The sequence below is a fragment of the Stenotrophomonas sp. 14P6.2.3 genome, assembly GCF_057799055.1.
Genome location: NZ_JBYOLA010000019.1, coordinates 1 through 18,328, shown reverse-complemented (window position 1 = coordinate 18,328; position 18,328 = coordinate 1). Strand labels below are relative to the sequence as shown.

Genomic DNA, 18,328 nt, shown 5'->3' with positions numbered 1-18,328 from the left:
TCTTTCTTTTCCGTGGTGGACGCGCACGGAAATTGTCCGTGGCCGGGCGGGTGGGTTGCGCAGGGGCGTAAGCGCCATGGATGGCGCGACCGAGCTTACATGGACGTACTTGCAGCGCCCCCTGCGCAGCCCACCCGCCCGGCCAACCCCAACGGCTTCTGCCTTCAACGACCACCACGAGGGGCTGCGCCGTTGGCGGGAAACTACACCGGAGCCAGCGCAGTGAACGGCGCCCACGGCAGGTTGCGCAGCACGGCATAGCCCGGCAGCAGCCACAGCCAGAACGTGGGACTGGCCAGTACCCGCATCAGCGGATCGAGCACGCGCGGGCGCACGCCAGCCATGTTGAGCAGCATCAGGAACAGGAAGGGCAGGCTGATGACCAGCAACGGGTTCATCGCCATCGCGCCGGGCAGGTCGAAGTGGACCAGTGAATACAGGCAGCGCGTGCTGCCGCAGCCGGGGCAGTAGAAGCCGGTCAGTGCATACAGCGGGCAGCCCGGCAGCGGATTGCCGGAGACATACGGATTGACGTGGCGCAGGGCCACGGCGGCACCCGCAGCCAGACCGGAAGCGGCCAGCAGCGGGGCCCAGCGGGCCAGGCGGGAACGAGCGGGAAGTGCGGACATGCAGGAGCGGGATCCGGCGCGTGGCCGGACCCCGTCGCGGGCATCAGTAGCTGCCGTTGCCGCCGCTCAGGGCGCCCAGGCCGCCAACGGCCATGATCACGATGAAGTACAGCACCATGACGACGACGGCGGCGATGGCCGACCACATGGCCCACTTCTTGGCCTTGTCGGCCGAATCACGGGCACCGGCGACGTCGCCAGCAGCCAGCTTGCCGTTGACCTGGGCGGCGTAGACGATCGACACGATGCCGGCCGGCAGGCAGCAGAACAGGGTGGACAGGATGGCCCAGACCAGATTGTTGGGGACCTGCGGGGTACTGGTGTTCATGGTTCAAGCTCCTCGATGGGTGGTGGTGGTGAATCAAAGGTCGGATAGAGCGCCCAGCACGGCCAAGCCGCCGAACAGCCCGAACCACAACAGCAACAGGACCGACAGGGCAACGGCCGAAGCCACCGCCCACCAGCCCGCCTTGCGCGACGCGCTGTAGGCCCCCGGCAGGTCACCGGCCGCGCGGCGACCATCGACCTGGGCGGCATACACGATCGACACCACGCCCAACGGCAGGCAGCAGAACAGCGTCGTCAGGATCGCCCAGACCAGATGGTTGGGGATGTAGACCGGACGGCTGAGCGGTGGCGGTTGATTCAAAGCAAGACTCCATTCCTTGGTGGCCGGCCGTGTGAACGGGCCGAACCTCCCCCCTGTGGGTGCGTAATCTACCGCAACCTGCGACGCATGTATGCGGTTACAGCCAGATCCCGACGCCTTCGGCGCTTGACGGGACAAGAAAAAGCCGGCGCTTGGCGCCGGCTTTCAGAGCACGCTGCGGCGCGATCGGTCCCCTCAGGCGAGGTCGCCGCGCAGGGCACGGACCTGGGCTTCCAGGGAGGTGGCATCGGTCGAATGGCCATCCACCGCCGGCGCCGCGACCACCTCTACGGTCGCCCGGAACCGGCGCGGCACGCGCATGCGGCCCAGCCGGGTATCGCGGCGGCTCCACATGCTCGACCACATGCCGCGCAGGGCCATCGGCACCACCGGCACCGGGCGGCGTTCGAGGATCTTTTCCACGCCGGATTTGAACGGTGCCATCGTGCCGTCGCGGGTCAGTGCGCCTTCCGGGAAGATGCACACCAGTTCGCCCTCGGCGAGTGCGGCATCGACTTCATCGAACGCACGCTGCATCAGCGCCGGATCTTCGCGCGCACCGGCGATCGGAATCGCCTTTGCGGTGCGGAAAATCCAGCGCATCACCGGGATGTTGAAGATCTTGTAGTACATGACGAAGCGCACCGGGCGCGGAATCGTCGCCGACAGGATCAGCGCGTCCATGTAGCTGACGTGGTTGCAGACCAGCAGTGCGGCGCCTTCATCGGGCACGTTGCCCTCGATGCCATGCGGGCGCAGGCGATACAGCGTGCGCACCATCACCCAGCTGAGGAAACGCATCAGGAATTCGGGGACGATGGTGAAGATGTAGATCGCCACCACGGCGTTGGCGATGGCCAATGCCAGGAACAGCTGCGGGATGGTCCAGCCGAGCAGGCGCTGGGTGAGCAGGCCGAGTACCGCCGCAGCGACGATGAAGCCGGAGTTCTGGATGTTCAGCGCAGCGAACACGCGCGACATCTCCGATTTCGGCGTGCGGCTCTGGATCAATGCGAATAGCGGCACCACGAAGAAGCCGGTGAACAGGCCGATGCCGAGCAGGTCGACGATGATGCGGATGCTGCCGGCCTGGTGCACGAACTGGGTGACCGACAGGCCCTGCGCGGTGGCTTCACCGGCGCGTGCGAAGTACAGGTCCAGCAGGAACGCGGTCATGCCGAACGCGCCCAGTGGCACCAGGCCGATCTCCACGGTGCGTGCCGACAGCTTTTCGCACAGCAGCGAACCGACGCCGGTGCCGACCGAGAATAGCGCCAGCGCGAAGATGTACAGGGTGGGCTCGCCACCGAGGTTGGTGACCGCATAGGACGGCAGCTGCGCGGTGAGGATGGTGCCGACGAACCAGAACCAGGACACGCCGAGGATGGCGTTGCGTACCGATTTCTGTTTCCTGGCCATGCGCAGCACGGCCAGCGATTCGGGGATCGGGTTCCAGTTGATCTTCAGATCAGGGGCGCCGGCATCGACCTTGGGGATCATGCGCGCGGCCAGGTTGCCGCAGATCGCCAGCGCGATGACCGCCGTGGCAGCCACGATCGGGCCATGGGTGCCGGCCAGAGTGAACACCAGGCCGCCGACGATCATGCCGGTCAGGATCGACATCGACGTGCCCATCTCGACCAGGCCATTGCCACCGGTCAGTTCTTCCGGGCGCAGTACCGAGGGCAGCACCGAGTACTTCACCGGACCGAACAGGGTGGATTGCAGGCCCGTGCAGAACAGGGCCACCAGCAGCACCGGCAGGCTCTCGGTGAGAAAGCCCACCGCGGCCAGCGTCATGATCACGATCTCCATGGTGGTGGTGATCACGATCAGTCGCGACTTCTCCAGCTTTTCCGCGATCTGCCCGGCCAGGGCGGAGAACAGGAAGTAGGGCAGGATGAACAGCGCCGGCGCCAGGTTGGTGTAGAGCGTGCGCTCGCTCTCGGCAACGCCGAGGTAGAACAGCAGGCCGATGATCGCCTGCCGGTACACGTTGTCGTTGAAGGCACCCAACCCCTGCACGATGAAGAACGGCAGGAAACGGCGCTGGCGCAGCAGGGCGAACTGGTTGTGACCGGACATGGAACCTCCTTGGACCGGCGCAGCCTAGCATTCCTGCCCATCTGTCGGGACCGTGGCGGCATGCATCCACGCATGGCGTGGATCTACTCAGACCCCCTGGGTACGGACGGTGGGTGCGGACCGTTGGTCCGCACACCTGAGAACCTCAGACGATATCGTCGACCACGCCGCCGTCGACCCGCAACGCTGCGCCGGAGGTGGCCGACGCCTGCGGCGAGGCAAGGTAGACCACCATGTTGGCCACTTCCTCGACCGTGGCCGCGCGCTGGATCACCGACGCAGGACGATGGGCCATCACGAACTCACGGCCGATCTGTTCCAGCGGCTTGCCGCTACGCGCGCGTTCTTCTTCGAACATCGTTGCGAAGCCGTCGGACAACGTCGGGCCGGGCAGCACCGCATTGACGGTGACGCCGCTGCCGGCCACGCGCTTGGCCAGGCCGCGCGACAGCGACAGCTGCGCGGTCTTGCTGACGCCGTAATGGATCATGTCGGCCGGAATGTTGCGTGCCGATTCGGAGGAGATGAACAGCACGCGGCCCCAGCCGGCGTCGACCATCGCCGGCAGCAGGGCGCGCGACAGGCGCACGCCGGACATGACGTTGGTCTGCCAGTACTGCTCCCAGGTGGCATCGTCGGTCTCGAAGAAGTCCTGCGGGCCGAAGATGCCGGCATTGTTGACCAGGATGTCGACCTTCCCCGGCAGGCCGGCCAGCAGGGTGTCGACACCGCTGGCGTCGGACAGGTCGGCGGCCACGCCCAGCACGTTGGCCTTGGGAAGGGCAGCCAGCAGGCGCTGGCGCGCGCGTTCCACGCTGTCGGCGCTGCGGCCGTTGAGGATGACCTGCGCGCCGGCGGCGGCGAGCCCCTGTGCGATGGCGTGGCCGATGCCAGCGGTGGAGGCGGTGACCAGCGCGGTGCGGTCGTTGAGTTCGATCTTCATGGGGGAGATCCTGCGTGGGCGACACGGCAGTATCGGCGCCGGGGCGTGATCGGAATGCCCTCGTGGACGCAACACGATGTTGCACGGCCGTCAGCCGCACCCGTAGATCCACGCCATGCGTGGATGCCGTCAGCTCAAACCACGCACCGCGCCATTCGCCGCCGCTCTCACCTTCGGCAGCATCCGCAGCACCAGCGCCATCTGCGTGCGGATCAGCTGCAGTTTCGGCGGCATCGTCTCATCGAGCTGTTCCAGTTCCGCAGCCACCGCACGATCGGCGTCGTTGTCCTCCTCCGACACCGGTTGCTGCGCAGTCAATGCCGCCAGCTGCTGCAGCGCTTTGCGCACCCGCTCGCCAGCGGCCAGCGCCAGTGGATCACCCGCATAGCTGTCGACCTGGTCGCGGTGCGCACCCAGCGCCGACAGGTGCCCAAGCAGGGTGTTGGACAACGCCAGGAAGTGGAAACCCGAATCGAGGTTGCGACGCACATGGCCCGGTTCGCGCAGCATGTTCGACAAAGCGGTGGACAGTGCGGCATCGGCGTTGTGCATGTCGCGGCGGGCGATGCGGTAGGCCAGATCGTCGCGCATGCCGCTGCGGTACTGACCCAGCACCGATTCCAGATAACGGGCGGCGGTATCCAGCACCCGCGCCAGCACGCGGTGCAACTGTCGGCCCTGCCAGTCCGGCAGGATCAGGAACGCGGCGGCGGCTGCGATCGCGCAGCCGAGGATCGTATCGACCATGCGCGGCACGATCAGTACGAAGCCGTCGCCGATCAGGTTGAAGCAGGTCAGCGCCATCACCGTGATGGCGGCCGAGGCGACCAGATAGCGGTCGGAACGGGTGAAGAAGAACAGCAGTGCTGACAGCAGCGCGATCAGCAGCTGGATCTCCAGCCGGGGGAACAGCTGCAGCAGCGCCCAGGTCAGCACCAGGCCGGCCAGCGTACCGACGATGCGCTGGGCCAGGCGCTGGCGGGTGGCGCCGAAACTGGGCCGGCACACGAACACGATGGTCAGCAGCACCCACGAGCCGTTCTGGGCATTGAACAGGCGGATGGCAACGAAACCGGCGATCAGTGCCAGCGCCATGCGCAGGCCATGGCGGAACAGCACCGAGCCCGGGGTGAGCTGCTGGCGCAGGCGCACGCCCATTTCGCGCAGGGTGTGCGGGTTGCTGTCGCGCAGGCGGGTGTCGACGTTGTCCAGGCTGGCTTCGGAACGTTCGGCATCGAGCAGGCGGCGCTCGATGCTGCGCAGGTTGTGCACCAGCAGGTCCAGCGAGCCGAGCAGACGCTGCCACTGCGGACGTTGCTGGTCGCGCAGGTAGGTCAGCGCATCGGCCAGGTCGCGCCCGGCCTGCTGGTTGCTCTCGCCGTAGACGAACGGGCGGCGCAGCCGGATCGCTTCGCCCAGCCGTGCACAGGCCTGGCCCTGCAGGTCGAGCAGGCGCTGGCAGCGGTACAGCACGTCGCTGTGGAAGAACGCATCGACCAGCGCGCCGTACGGATAGTGGGAGGAGCTGGCGCGCTCATGGAAATCCTGTGCCATGTAGTACAGGCGAAGGTACAGGCCGGAGTTGACGCCGGGCCGGCCGGAGCGGCCAAAGCGCGCCAGGATCGCCGTCTTCGCCTCGTTCAGCGCACCGACTACGCGGCGGTTCTGTTCGGCCAGGTCGAGCTGGCGGCGCTGCAGGTCCGCCTCACGCACGGGTTCGAACAGAGCGGCCTTGAGCTGCAGGTAACGGCCCAGCTCCACGTACAGGCGTGCCACGCGCTCGCGCACCGGCCGGTTGGCGAACAGCGTGGTCCACAGAATCGACAGCAGCCCGTACCAGACCGCACCCGCCAGCAGGTGGCTGACCGCGTCCAGCGCGCTGTGCAGGTCATGGGCACCATGCTGTTCCAGGCCGATCATGGTGTAGATGGCCAGGGTGACGGTGGCCTGGGCGATGGACGCGTAGCGCTCGCCGAGTGCGCCGAGCAGTGTCAGGCCGAACGTGGACAGCGCCAGGGCCGTGATGAAGATCCACGGCCAGGGGAACAGCCAGATCACCGAGGCCGCCGCCAGGCAGAAGCACAGCAGCGACAGCAGCACGGCCTTGGTCCGGCCCCACCAGTTGTCATCGGTCTCGGCAATCGCGCTGGCGATGATGCCCAGGAACACGCCGGGCAGCGCGGTCAGCGCATCCAGGTGCCAGCACACGGCCAGGGCCGCTGTCAGGGCAATGAACACCCGCAGGCCATAGCTGGCCTTCTCGTGGGCCCACAGGCGGCTGAGGCGGGATTCGCGTGCGGACATGCAGGCTCGGCGGAAGGATCGACCTCCATTATTGCGGGCCGCGCGTGAAATGGTAGATCCACGCCATGCGTGGATGATTTTCCGCTCGATACCCGGTAGTGCCGGCCGCCGGCCGGCTCCTCATGAGCCCGGACGAAGGTGCGAGGAGCCGGCCAGCGGCCGGCACTACCGTTTGCCGGTCGCTTACATGTCGAACCGCACGCTCAGCGCGAAGGTGCGCGGCAGGCCGACGCCCGCATTGGACCAGTACCTGCGGTTGGCCAGGTTCTCCACGCTGGCACGCAGGGTCACCGGATGGCCGGAGGCCAGCAGGCGGTAGCCGATGCCGGCATTGACGAGCGTGTAGTCGGGCAGCTTCAGGGTGTTGTCGGCGTCATACCAGACATCGCCGTAGTAGCGCACGGCGGCATAGGTCTCCAGCCCTTCCACCCACGGCAGCTGGTAGGTGGCGTGCAGCGCGCCGCTCCAGCGTGCTGCACCGACGGTGCGGTTGCCTTCCTGCGCCGCGCTGCCCGGTGACAGCTTGTCGTAGGTCGGGTCCAGCCAGGTCACGCCACCGCCGACGGTCAGCGCATCGGTCAGGTGCAGGTCGGCGCTGGCTTCGATGCCTTCGTACAGGGTGATGCCATCCTGCACCAGGCGCTTGCCTGCATCGGTCAGCTGATCGATGTTGGCGCCGCGCTCCAGGCGGAAGGCAGCGACGTTCGCGTTCCAGCGATCCGCTTCAACCTTGGCGCCGATCTCGTACTGCTTGCTGATGGTGGGGTCGAGCACATCGCCGGCATTGACGTAGCTGTTGCCGACGCGGCCGCCGGCTTCCAGCGACTCGATGTAGCTGGCATACAGGGTGACGGCCTCGCTGGGCTTGAACATCACCGCATAGGTCGGGGTGACCGGATAGGTGTGGTACGCGCCCTTGGTCTCGAAATCGTTGTAGCGCCAACCGGCCAGCACCGACCAGCCATGGCCGAGGTCGACGGTATCGCTGACGAACACGGCCTTCTGCACGGTTTCGCTGCCACGGCTCATCACCCGCGAACCGACTGCATCGTGGCGGATGTCATGGCGCTGGTACAGGTTGGCACGGCCGATCAGGTTGAACTCGTAAGGACGGTCCCAGCCCAGCCCGGTCTGGTGGCTGACACCGGCCACCAGCTGGTGCTGCAGCGGACCGGTGCCGAAGCTGCCCTGCACCAGTGCCTGCGCCAGCTTCCACTCGCTCTTGCCGCCGAGCTCGTAGACGTTGACGTCGTAGTCGCCGTTGAGGTCATCGATGTAGGCAAAGATCTTGTTGACGTCGTTCCATGAGGTGGTGACGCCATAGCTCAGGCTGGCCTTCCAGTCGCTGTTGATCTGCCAGTTCAGTGCGGTGGACAGCAGGCTGGAACGGGTGTCGTAGTAGGTGCCAGGCACACTGTTGTCGACATCGCCGGCGATCGGTCGCGGCAGCGACGTCAGGCCACGGAAGTAGTACTGCGGTGATTCCTCGCGCAGGTCGCGCGACTGGAATACGCCGTCGAAGGTCCAGGTGAGCGCATCGCTCAGGCGCGCGTCCAGCGACAACGCGCCGACCTTGCGATCGACATGGCCGCCGTTGAAGGTTTCGCCCTTCTCCTGGTACGCGTTGAAGCGGTAGCCGAACATCTGCTCGTTGCCGAAGCGGCCACCGACGTCGATGCCGCCGCTGACGATGCCCTGCTCGCGCCAGCCGAGCTGGGCGGAGAAGGTCGGTACGTCGGTCGGCTTCTTGGTGATGTAGTTGACGATGCCGCCCGGTGCGCCGAAGCCGTACAGGAACCCGCCGGGGCCCTTCAGCAGGTCGACCTGTTCCATCACTTCCAGCGGCCATTCGGTGCCCCAGGACGAGACCTGCAGGCCGTTGACCCGGTAGCTGTCGAAATTCAGGTCGATGCCGCGGTTGCGGATCGGAGAGCTCCAGCCGCTGGCATAGGCGCTTACCTGCGTGGTGACCGAGGGGTCGAGCAGGAAGGCTTCGCCCAGCGACACGGCCTGGCGCTGTTCGATCTGCTCACGGCCGACGGCGGTGATCGCAAACGGGGTATCACGCAGGGCGCGGTCGCCCAGGGCGCCGGCCTCGGTGTGGGTACGTTCGGCGATGACCTTGACCGCGTCCAGATCGGTGGCACTACGGGCGTCGGCGGGGGCTTCGGCGTGTGCAGTGCAGGCGGCGGACAGCGCTACGGCCAGCACGGCCAGGCGGGGGGAGCGGATGGGCAACATCGATGGAGATCCTCGGCGGGCGGCCACGGGCCATCCGCCCATGCAGGGGGGAAAGGTCGGTGGCTGGGATCACACAGGCGTGCCGGCAACGGCAGCGGGGCGCCGCAAGGGGGCGCAGGACCATGGCTGGATGAGAATTGTTCTCTTTTCGTTACAGCGCGTCAAATGCCATCGGGGTGCGGACCAACGGTCCGCACCCACCAGAGGCAGGTGTTGCAGTAGATCCACGCCATGCGTGGATGGGTCTTGCTACGCCCGCTGCGCACGCCTCAGCAGCTTTGCCTCACGCCTGCGCGCACGCCGCGCCTTCCAGCGCTCGGCCAGGCACGAGAAGATCACGTACAACGCCGGTGTGCTGAGCAGGGTCAGGCTCTGCGAGAACAGCAGGCCACCGATCATCGCAATGCCCAGCGGGCGACGCAGTTCCGAACCTTCACCCAGGCCGATCGCCAGCGGCACCGCCGCCAGGATCGCCACCATCGTGGTCATCATGATCGGGCGGAAACGCACGATGCTGGCTTCGCGTGCCGCCTCGCGCGGAGTCAGCCCATGTTCGCGCTGCGCCACCAAGGCGAAGTCGATCATCATGATCGCGTTCTTCTTGACGATGCCGATCAGCAGCACCAGCGCGATCATCGAGATCACCGACAGTTCGGTGTTGGTGCCGAACAACGCCAGCAACGCACCCACGCCGGCTGCCGGCAGCGTGGACAGGATCGTCACCGGGTGGATCAGGCTTTCGTACAGGATGCCCAGCACCAGGTAGACGGTGAGGATCGCCGCCAGCACCAGGATCAGCATGTCGCTGGGGTCGGAGTTGAAGCCGAAGCCCGCGTCATCGGCCAGGCGGATGTCGCCGGGCATGCGCATGCCGGCCACGGTGCTGTCGATGATGGCCTTGGCCTCGCCCATGCTGACGCCGGGGGCGAGGTTGTAACTCAGGTCCATCGTCGTGTACTGGTTTTCATGGGTGATCTGCGAGGGCGCCAGGCCCGGCGCCTGTCTGGCCACCGCGGTGATCGGCACCATCTCGCCGTTGCGCGCGCGCACATGCACTTCGTCCAGCGCCGCGGGCGTGGCGGTCTGCGACGGCAGCGCGTTGACCACCACGCTGTACTGGTTGATGTCCGAGTAGATGGTGGAGATCTGGCGCTGGCCGAAGGCGCCGTACAGCGCACCGTCGATGGCGCCGACCGTGATGCCCAGGCGCGCGGCCTTGGCACGGTCGATCTCGATGTTCTGGCGCAGACCGGCATTGTCGACGTCGGTGCCGACATCGCGCAGCTTCGGATTCTTCTTCAACGCCGCCTGCAGCTTGGGCAGCCATTCCTGCAGCGCGGCCAGGTCGTTGCCCTGCAGCGAGACGCGGTACTGCGCGCCCTGGCTGTTGCCACCACCATCATTGCTGGGCAGGTCCTGGATCGCGCGCAGGCGCAGCTGCAGGTCCGGGTAACGGTCGGCCTTCGCACTCAGTCGTGCCAGTGCATGTGCGGTGGTTTCGCGGCGGCCTTCCTTGCGCGACTTCAGTTCGACGTTGAACTGCGCGCTGGAGCCCTGGCGGCCACTGCCCAGGCGTACGCCCACGGTCTTCACCGCCGGGTCGGCCATCAGCATGTCGGTGATGCGCCGCTGGCGGCTGACCATGTCCTCGAAGGACACCGTCGCACTGGAGTTGGCGCGGCCCCAGATCAGGCCGGTGTCCTGCGGCGGGAACGCGCCCTTCTTCACCGCACCGAACAGGAAGATGGTGACGCCGATCAGGATCAACGGCGTCAACGACAGCAGCAGCGCATGGCGCAGCGAGAAATCAAGGAACACGGTGTAGATGCGCAGCATCCGCTCGTGACCGGCATCAAGCCAGCGGCCGAAGCGCGATGGTGCCGCCTTGTGGTCGTGTGCGCTGAGGAAGCGGCTGCACAGCGCCGGGGTCAGCGTCAGCGAAACGACCATCGAAACCACGATCGCCGCCACCAGGGTCACGGTGAACTCGCGGAAGAACGCGCCCATCATGCCGCTGGCGAACAGCAGCGGGATGAACACCGCCACCAGCGAGGCGGTGATCGAGACGATGGTGAAGCCGATTTCGCGCGCACCGGCGAAGGCCGCCTGCATCCGCGGCATGCCCTCGTCGAGGTGGCGCATGATGTTCTCGATCACCACGATCGCATCGTCGACCACGAAGCCGATCGCGATCACCAGCGCCAGCAGGCTCAGGTTGTTCAGGGTGAAACCCATCACGTACATCACCAGCGCGGCACCGGCCAGTGACAGCGGCACGGTGACCGCAGCGATCAACGTCGGCGCCAACCGGCGCAGGAACAGCGCCATCGTCAGCACCACCATCGCCAGGCTGATCAGCAGGGTGATCTGCACTTCATGCAGCGACGAACGGATGGTCGGGGTGCGGTCGAAGTAGGGCGTCATCGTGGTGCCCGGCTGCAGGTAATCGCGCAAGGCGGGAATCTGCGCTTTCACCCGGTCCACGGTCTCGACGATGTTGGCGCCGGCACGGGTGAACACATACATCACCACGGCCGGTTTGTGGTCGAACCACGCGGCCTGGTAGGCATCCTGCTGGCCGTCGTAGACGTTGGCGATGTCCTTAAGGCGGATCACCCGGCCATCGCCCTGGGTCTTGACCACCAGATCGGCGAAGTCGGCCGCGCGTGCGACCGAATCGTTGGCGATGATCGCCGTGGTGGTGTTGCCATCGCTGAGGAAGCCGGTGGGCGAGGTCACGTTGGCCGCACGCACGGCATTGCGCAGGTCGTCGGCGGTCAGTCCCAGCGCGTTCATCAGGCGAAGGTTGACGTCCACCCGCACCGCCGGCGTCGAGGCACCGGCGATATCCACCGAGGCGACGCCGCCGATCTGGCGGATGCGCTGGGCCAGCAGCGAGTCGGCGACGTTGTACAGCTCATCGGCGGACTGCGTCTGTGACGTCAGCGCGATGGCGATCACCGGGTCGTCGTTCGGGTTCGCCTTCTGGTACATCGGCGAGCCCATGCCCGAGGGCAGGTCGGCCTGCGCCGAATTGATCGCCGTCTGTACGTCCAGCGCGGCTGAATCGATGTCGCGGTCGCTCTGGAAGATCATGAACACCAGCGAGCTGCCTTCCGAACTCGACGAGCGCATGCGGTCGATGCCCGGCAGCTGGCCGAGGTGGCGCTCCAGCGGCGCGGTCACCGTGGAGGCCATGGTTGCCGCGTCCGCGCCGGACTGGCTGGCGTGCACGAAGATCACCGGGATCTCGATGTTCGGCAGCGCCGACACGCCGAGCCGCAGGTAACAGATCACGCCGACCATGAACAAGCCGATGGCCAGCAGGGCAGTGCCGATCGGACGGCGGATGAAGGGGCCGGACAGATTCATCGTGCGGCCCGCCGGAGGTGCGGGGCCAGGGTCATGCCTGCGGCTCCTGCACCGTGCCATCGCGCAGCGCGCGCTGTTCACGGCGACGTGCAAGCCATTCCGAGAAGCGCTCCATGTACAGGTAGATCACCGGCGTGGTGTACAGCGTCACCAGCTGCGACAACAGCAGGCCGCCGACGATGGCGATGCCCAGCGGGCGACGCAGTTCCGAGCCGATGCCGGTGCCCAGCGCCAGCGGCAACGCGCCGAGCATGGCCGCTGCGGTGGTCATCATGATCGGGCGGAAGCGCAGCAGGCAGGCGCGGCGGATGGCCTCGCGCGCGTTGGCGCCGGTGCGCCGCGCCTCGATGGCGAAGTCGACCATCATGATGCCGTTCTTCTTGACGATGCCGATCAGCAGCACGATGCCGACGATGCCGTCCACCGACAGGCTCAGGCCACAGACCATCAGTGCCAGCAGCGCACCGACGCCGGCCGGCGGCAGGGTCGAGATGATCGTGATCGGGTGGATGTAGCTCTCGTAGAGCACGCCCAGCACGATGTAGATCACCACCAGCGACGCCAGCAGCAGCCACACCACGTCGGTCTGGCTGCCGGTGAATTCGGCGGCCTTGCCGATGAACTGCGCATGCACGTGCGCCGGCATGTCCAGGCTGGCCTTGGTCTCTTCGATGGCCTTGACCGCATCGGACAGCGAATAACCCGGGGCGACGTTGAACGACACCGTCACCGCAGGCAGCTGCTGCTGGTGGCTGACCAGCAGCGGCGCGCTGGACACCTTGGCCTCGGCCAGCGCCGACAGCGGGATGATACTGCCCGCACCGACGGTGATGCCGGTGTTCTGCGCACCGATACCGGTGGCGGTGGACGAGTTGGACGAAGTGACCTGGCCGAAGCTGGTGGCGTTGGTGCCGGTCAGTGCGCCGGCGCCATTGGAGGCAACGGCGAGCTGTTCCATCAGCGCGGTGCTGGTGCGGAACTGCGGTGCCACTTCCAGTACCACGCGGTACTGGTTGAGCTCGGTGAAGATGGTCGAGATCTGGCGCTGGCCGAACGCATCGTAGAGCGTGTCGTCGATGGTCTGCATCGGCACGCCCAGCACGCTGGCCTTGTCGCGGTCGATGTTCAGTTCCAGTGCGCGGCCCTGGTTGGACAGGTTGTTGTCGACGTCGGCCAGTTCCGGGCGCTGGCGCAGTGCCTGGGTCAGGCGGTTGGCCTGCAGTGCAACTTCGGCGCTGTCCACGTCCGACAGCGAGTACTGGTATTCGGTGGCGGCCACGCGGGTATCCAGGGTCACGTCCTGTACCGGCTTCAGGTACAGCGCCACGCCGGGAATGCCGGCGACGGACTTCTGCAGGCGCGGCAGGATGTCATCCAGTCCATCGCGCTCGCCGCGCTCTTTCAGCACGATCGACAGCTGGCCCTGGTTGAGCGTGGGATTCATGCTGCCGGCGCCGATGAAGGCTGACACGCCGGTCACGTCCGCGTCCTTGCGCAGCGCCTCGGCAACCTGCTTGGTGCGCTGCTCCATCTGCGGGAACGCGATGTTCTGGTCGGCCTGGACCACGGCGGTGATCAGGCCGGTGTCCTGTTCGGGCAGCAGGCCCTTGGGGATCAGCACGTACAGCAGCACGGTCAGTACCAGCGCGGCAGCGGCCACGGCCAGGGTGAGGGGCTGGTGTTCCAGCACCCAGTCCAGGCTGCGCTCGTACAGGCCGACGGTGCGCGTCCACAGGTTCTGCTTGCCGGCTGCGGCGGCACGCTCGTGCGCGTCCTCGCCCTCGGGCAGCGCATCGGGCTTGAGCAGGTAGGCACACATCATCGGGGTGAGCGTCAGCGAGATCAGCATCGACAGCACCACCGCGATGCTCAGCACCCAGGCGAACTCGTGGAACAGGCGGCCGGTGACGCCGGGCATCAGCAGCAGCGGCAGGAACACCGCTACCAGCGAAACCGTCAGCGACAGCACGGTGAAGCCGATCTGGCGCGCACCGATCTCGGCCGCTTCCTTGCCACTCTTGCCTTGTTCGATGTAGCGCACGATGTTCTCGATCATCACGATCGCATCGTCGACCACGAAGCCGGTGGCCACCACCAGCGCCATCAGCGAGAGGTTGTCCAGCGACATGCCGGTGAAGGCCATCACCGCGAAGGTGCCGGCCAGCGACAACGGCACCGCCACCGAGGGAATGATCGTGGCCCAGAACCGGCGCAGGAACACGAAGATCACCGCCACCACCAGACCGATGGTCAGGATCAGGGTGAACTGCACCTCATGCACCGACGCGCGGATGGTTTCGGTGCGGTCGGAGAACACTTCCAGGTGCACGTCGGCCGGCAGCACGCCCTGCAGCTGCGGCAGCAGCGCGCGGATGCGCTCGACGGTCTGCACGATGTTGGCGCCGGGCTGGCGGCGCACTTCCAGCAGCACCGCCGGCTTGCCATCGGCCCACGCGGCCAGCTGGTCATTCTCCACGCCATCGATCACTTCGGCCACGTCGGACAGTCGCACCGGGCGGCCGTTCTTGTAGCTGATGATGGTGTCGCGGTACTCGGCGGCGCTGGCCAGCTGGTCGTTGGTGCCGATGCTGTAGGACTGGGTCTTGCCGTTCAACGAGCCCTTCGGCGCATTGACGTTGGCCTGGGTGAGCGCGCTGCGCAGCTCTTCCAGGGTCAGGCCCATGTTGGACAGCTGCGCCGGGTTGACCTGGATGCGCACGGCCGGACGCACGTTGCCGGCGATCGACACCAGGCCCACGCCCTGCACCTGCGACAGGCGCTGGGCGAGGATCGAGTCAGCGTAGTTGTTGACGTCGCGCAGCGGCCGCGTATCGGAGGTCAGCTTGAGGGTGACGATGGCCGCGTCGGCCGGGTTCACCCGGTTGTAGACCGGCTGGTACGGCAGCGACGAGGGCAGGGTGGCCTGGCGGATCGCCGCCTGCACGTCCTGTGCGGCGATGTCGATGTCGCGGTCCATCGAGAACTGCAGGATGATCGTGGACAACCCCGCCGAGGAATCGGAGGTCATCAGTTCCAGCCCGGAGATCTGCCCGAACTGGCGCTCCAGCGGCGTGGTCACCAGCGAGGCCATGGTGGTGGCGTTGGCACCGGGGTACTGGGTGGTCACCACCAGGCTGGGCGCATCGATTTCCGGCAGCGCCGACACCGGCAGCTTGCGGTAACCGAGGATGCCCAGGAGCAACAAGCCCGCCATCAACAGCGAGGTGGCAATCGGGCGGCGGATGAAGATCGTCGAAAAGCCCACGGACTGATCCTTGCTGGCACATCAATGGCAGCGCCGGCGGGATCGCCGGCGCGGGGAAGAGCAGGGGCCTGCGCTCAGCGCGGGCCACCACCGCGGCGGCCGCCGCCACTCTTCTGTTCGGCGGCCTTCAGTTCGGCCTCGGTCGGTGCGGCCGGCGTTTCGCCCGGCTTCAGCGCGGTCACCTTGCTGCCCGGCTTCAGGCGGAACTGGCCTTCGCTGACCACGCGCTCGCCGCCTTTCAGGCCTTCGGCGACCTGCACCTGGCTGTCGCCCACTTCCACGCCACTGCGCACGGTCTGCATCTTCACCGTGTTGTCGCCCTGCACGACATAGACGTACTCGCCGTCCGGGCCACGCAGTACCGCCTGGGTCGGGATCACCACGCCGCCGCCGATGGTGCGCAACTGCATGCGCACATTGACGAACTGGCCCGGCCACAGGCCGTTGTCGGTGTTGTCGAACACCGCGCGCGCCTTGAAAGTACCGCTGTCGGCGCTGATCAGGTTGTCGACCACATCCAGCTTGCCGTCGCCGCTGAGCACGTGCGAATCGGCGCGGTCCAGCGCGGCGACCGGCACGCTGCCGGCAGCCTGCGCCTGGCGCACGTCGCCGAGCTGGCGCTCGGGCAGGTTGAACAGCACGTGGATCGGATGGATCTGGGTCAGGGTGACCAGTGCGGTGCCGGCGTTGACCACATTGCCGGCGTCGACCGCGCGGATGCCGGCGATACCGGTGATCGGTGCGGTGACCCGGGTGTACTGCAGTTGCACCTGCGCCGAGCGCATGCTCGCTTCATTGGCGGCCACCGCGCTTTCGTACTGTGCCACCTGGTTTCGTTGTGTATCCAGATCGGTCTTGGCCACGAACTGGCGGTACTCCGGCGCGTTCGAGCGCTGGTAGTTCGAGCGCGCGGTGGCCAGCAGGGCCTCGTTCTGGCGCTTGGAAGCGACGGCCTGGTCATAGCTGGCCTGGGCGGTGCGCGGGTCGATCACCGCCAGCACGTCGCCCTTCTTCACTTCCTGGCCTTCGCGGAAATTGAGGCTCATCAGCTGGCCGCCCACCTGCGGGCTGACGGTCACGGTGTTCATCGCGGTTACCGTGCCCAGCGCGCTGGCATACACCGGCACGTCCTGGCGTACGGCATCGACCACGGTTACCGGCACCGGGCCGGCATCGGGATCTTCACCACCCTCACGGGCGCCTGCTTCCTGCCCCGCGGCCTTGTCCTTGCCGCCACCGAGTACGCGCAGGCCGACCACGGCCAGCACCAGTACCGCCACGACCAGCAGCACGATCTTCCAAACACGTGACATTCAAGACTCCAAGAGGGCTGGACGGGGTGGCACCCCGGGTGGCAATGCGCAAAGCATACCTGTGGCCCACCGGGTTTCCTGCATGACGGATGGGACGGGCGCTCAGACCGGTGGGCGACGGTGGAGGTTCCCGTAGCGGCGAGGTTGCCCTACATTCAGGTGCAGACCCCTTCCGTGGAGATCGAGATGCGCCGTTCGTTGCTGCTGTCCGCCCTGCTGCTGGCCCTGCCGGCCCTTGCCCATGCCGAGGACGCCCAGCGCCCGGAAGTGACCGCCGCCGCGCAGCGCCTGCAGGCCAAAGTGGTTGAATGGCGACGCGATTTCCATCAGCACCCGGAACTGTCCAACCGCGAGGAGCGCACCTCCGCCGAGGTCGCCAAGCGCCTGCGTGCGATGGGCCTGAAGCCGAAGACCGGCATCGCCCACCACGGCGTGGTGGCGATCATTGAAGGCGGCAAGCCCGGCCCGAAGATCGCCCTGCGTGCGGACATGGACGCACTGCCGGTGACTGAGCAGACCGGTCTGCCGTTCGCCTCCAAGGCCACCGCGCAGTACCGAGGGCAGACCGTAGGCGTGATGCACGCCTGTGGCCATGACGCGCACACCGCCACCCTGCTGGGCGTGGCCGAAGCGCTGGTGGCGATGAAGAAGGACCTGCCGGGCCAGGTGATGCTGATCTTCCAGCCGTCCGAGGAAGGTGCGCCGCCGCCGGAAGAGGGCGGTGCAGCGCTGATGCTGAAGGAAGGCCTGTTTGCCGACTTCAAGCCGGAAGCCGTATTCGGCCTGCATGTGTTCTCCAGCGTGCAGGCAGGGCAGATCGCGGTGCGCGGTGGCCCGCTGATGGCCGCGTCCGATCGTTTCGGCATCAAGGTGATCGGCCGCCAGACGCATGGCTCGGCACCGTGGAACGGCGTCGACCCGATTGTGGCCACTGCCGATCTGATCGGCACCGCACAGACCATCGTCAGCCGCCGCGCCAACCTCTCCAAGCAGCCGGCGGTGCTGACCTTCGGCGCGATCAACGGCGGCATCCGCTACAACATCATTCCCGATGAAGTGGAGATGGTCGGCACCATCCGCACCTTCGACGAAGGCATGCGCCAGCAGATCTTCGCCGACCTGCGCAACGTGGCCGATCACACGGCTGCCGCGCACGGGGCCAAGGCGGTGACCGACATCTACGAATCGGAAGGCAACCCGGCCACGGTGAACGACCCGGCGTTGACCGCGAAGATGCTGCCAAGCCTGCAGGCGGTGGTGGGCAAGGACAACGTGTACGAGCCGCCGCTGCAGATGGGCGCGGAGGATTTCTCGCTGTACGCCAAGGAAGTGCCGGGCATGTTCTTCTTCGTCGGCTCCACCAGCGTGGGCATCGACCCGGCGACGGCGCCGGCCAATCATTCGCCGAAGTTCCTGCTGGATGAGAAAGCGCTGGATGTCGGATTCCGTGCGTTGCTGCAGGTGAGTCTGGATTACCTGCACGGCGGCGGCACCCCGGCTGGTTAAGGGTTACCGGCAGGGCTTGCA

The 18,328-nt window shown here is 66.8% G+C and carries 11 protein-coding genes; 1 reads left to right on the top strand and 10 read right to left on the bottom strand.

Annotated features, from left to right (window positions below; all coding sequences use genetic code 11):
* Positions 1–203: 203 nt before the first annotated feature.
* From AC27VL_RS14670 to AC27VL_RS14625, 10 genes are all read right to left on the bottom strand, one after another.
* The gene (locus AC27VL_RS14670; protein WP_488767117.1) at positions 204–629 is read right to left on the bottom strand and encodes a DUF2752 domain-containing protein; all 426 of its coding nucleotides are present in this window, start codon (positions 627–629) and stop codon (positions 204–206) included.
* 43 nt (positions 630–672) lie between these two features.
* Positions 673–957 (bottom strand): CD225/dispanin family protein, encoded by a 285-nt coding sequence (locus tag AC27VL_RS14665; protein WP_100462178.1) that lies wholly within the window; start codon positions 955–957, stop codon positions 673–675.
* Between the two features lie 33 nt (positions 958–990).
* Positions 991–1,278: a CD225/dispanin family protein gene (locus AC27VL_RS14660; RefSeq protein ID WP_488767115.1), complete on the bottom strand. Its 288-nt coding sequence runs from the start codon at positions 1,276–1,278 to the stop codon at positions 991–993.
* A 195-nt stretch (positions 1,279–1,473) separates the two neighbouring features.
* The gene (locus tag AC27VL_RS14655; protein WP_488767113.1) at positions 1,474–3,363 is read right to left on the bottom strand and encodes an MFS transporter; all 1,890 of its coding nucleotides are present in this window, start codon (positions 3,361–3,363) and stop codon (positions 1,474–1,476) included.
* Positions 3,364–3,508: 145 nt separating this feature from the next.
* Positions 3,509–4,306, bottom strand: coding sequence for an SDR family NAD(P)-dependent oxidoreductase (locus tag AC27VL_RS14650; RefSeq protein WP_191077720.1), 798 nt, complete (start codon positions 4,304–4,306; stop codon positions 3,509–3,511).
* A 129-nt stretch (positions 4,307–4,435) separates the two neighbouring features.
* Entirely contained in the window at positions 4,436–6,610 is a 2,175-nt protein-coding gene (gene yccS, locus AC27VL_RS14645) for a YccS family putative transporter (protein ID WP_488767111.1), read from the bottom strand.
* A gap of 183 nt (positions 6,611–6,793) precedes the next feature.
* Positions 6,794–8,851, bottom strand: a complete 2,058-nt coding sequence (locus tag AC27VL_RS14640) for a TonB-dependent siderophore receptor (protein ID WP_488767109.1) — start codon at positions 8,849–8,851, stop codon at positions 6,794–6,796.
* A gap of 249 nt (positions 8,852–9,100) precedes the next feature.
* Positions 9,101–12,223 carry an efflux RND transporter permease subunit gene (locus tag AC27VL_RS14635; RefSeq protein ID WP_488767108.1) on the bottom strand — a complete coding sequence of 1,041 codons (3,123 nt, stop codon included), beginning with the start codon at positions 12,221–12,223 and terminating at the stop codon, positions 9,101–9,103.
* A 31-nt stretch (positions 12,224–12,254) separates the two neighbouring features.
* Positions 12,255–15,488 carry an efflux RND transporter permease subunit gene (locus AC27VL_RS14630; RefSeq protein WP_100553808.1) on the bottom strand — a complete coding sequence of 1,078 codons (3,234 nt, stop codon included), beginning with the start codon at positions 15,486–15,488 and terminating at the stop codon, positions 12,255–12,257.
* A gap of 74 nt (positions 15,489–15,562) precedes the next feature.
* Positions 15,563–16,801, bottom strand: coding sequence for an efflux RND transporter periplasmic adaptor subunit (locus tag AC27VL_RS14625; RefSeq protein WP_089237326.1), 1,239 nt, complete (start codon positions 16,799–16,801; stop codon positions 15,563–15,565).
* A gap of 186 nt (positions 16,802–16,987) precedes the next feature.
* On the opposite strand from AC27VL_RS14625, the gene AC27VL_RS14620 reads away from it, so the two are divergent.
* Positions 16,988–18,307 (top strand): M20 family metallopeptidase, encoded by a 1,320-nt coding sequence (locus tag AC27VL_RS14620; protein WP_100553807.1) that lies wholly within the window; start codon positions 16,988–16,990, stop codon positions 18,305–18,307.
* The last annotated feature ends 21 nt before the right edge of the window (positions 18,308–18,328 follow it).

Excerpts from the sequence above, each read along its gene's own strand:
- AC27VL_RS14670 (WP_488767117.1), bottom strand. The coding sequence starts at position 629 with ATGTCCGCACTTCCCGCTCGTTCCCGCCTGGCCCGCTGGGCCCCGCTG.
- AC27VL_RS14665 (WP_100462178.1), bottom strand. The coding sequence starts at position 957 with ATGAACACCAGTACCCCGCAGGTCCCCAACAATCTGGTCTGGGCCATC.
- AC27VL_RS14655 (WP_488767113.1), bottom strand. The coding sequence starts at position 3,363 with ATGTCCGGTCACAACCAGTTCGCCCTGCTGCGCCAGCGCCGTTTCCTG.
- AC27VL_RS14650 (WP_191077720.1), bottom strand. The coding sequence starts at position 4,306 with ATGAAGATCGAACTCAACGACCGCACCGCGCTGGTCACCGCCTCCACC.
- yccS (WP_488767111.1), bottom strand. The coding sequence starts at position 6,610 with ATGTCCGCACGCGAATCCCGCCTCAGCCGCCTGTGGGCCCACGAGAAG.
- AC27VL_RS14640 (WP_488767109.1), bottom strand. The coding sequence starts at position 8,851 with ATGTTGCCCATCCGCTCCCCCCGCCTGGCCGTGCTGGCCGTAGCGCTG.
- AC27VL_RS14635 (WP_488767108.1), bottom strand. The coding sequence starts at position 12,223 with ATGAATCTGTCCGGCCCCTTCATCCGCCGTCCGATCGGCACTGCCCTG.
- AC27VL_RS14625 (WP_089237326.1), bottom strand. The coding sequence starts at position 16,801 with ATGTCACGTGTTTGGAAGATCGTGCTGCTGGTCGTGGCGGTACTGGTG.
- AC27VL_RS14620 (WP_100553807.1), top strand. The coding sequence starts at position 16,988 with ATGCGCCGTTCGTTGCTGCTGTCCGCCCTGCTGCTGGCCCTGCCGGCC.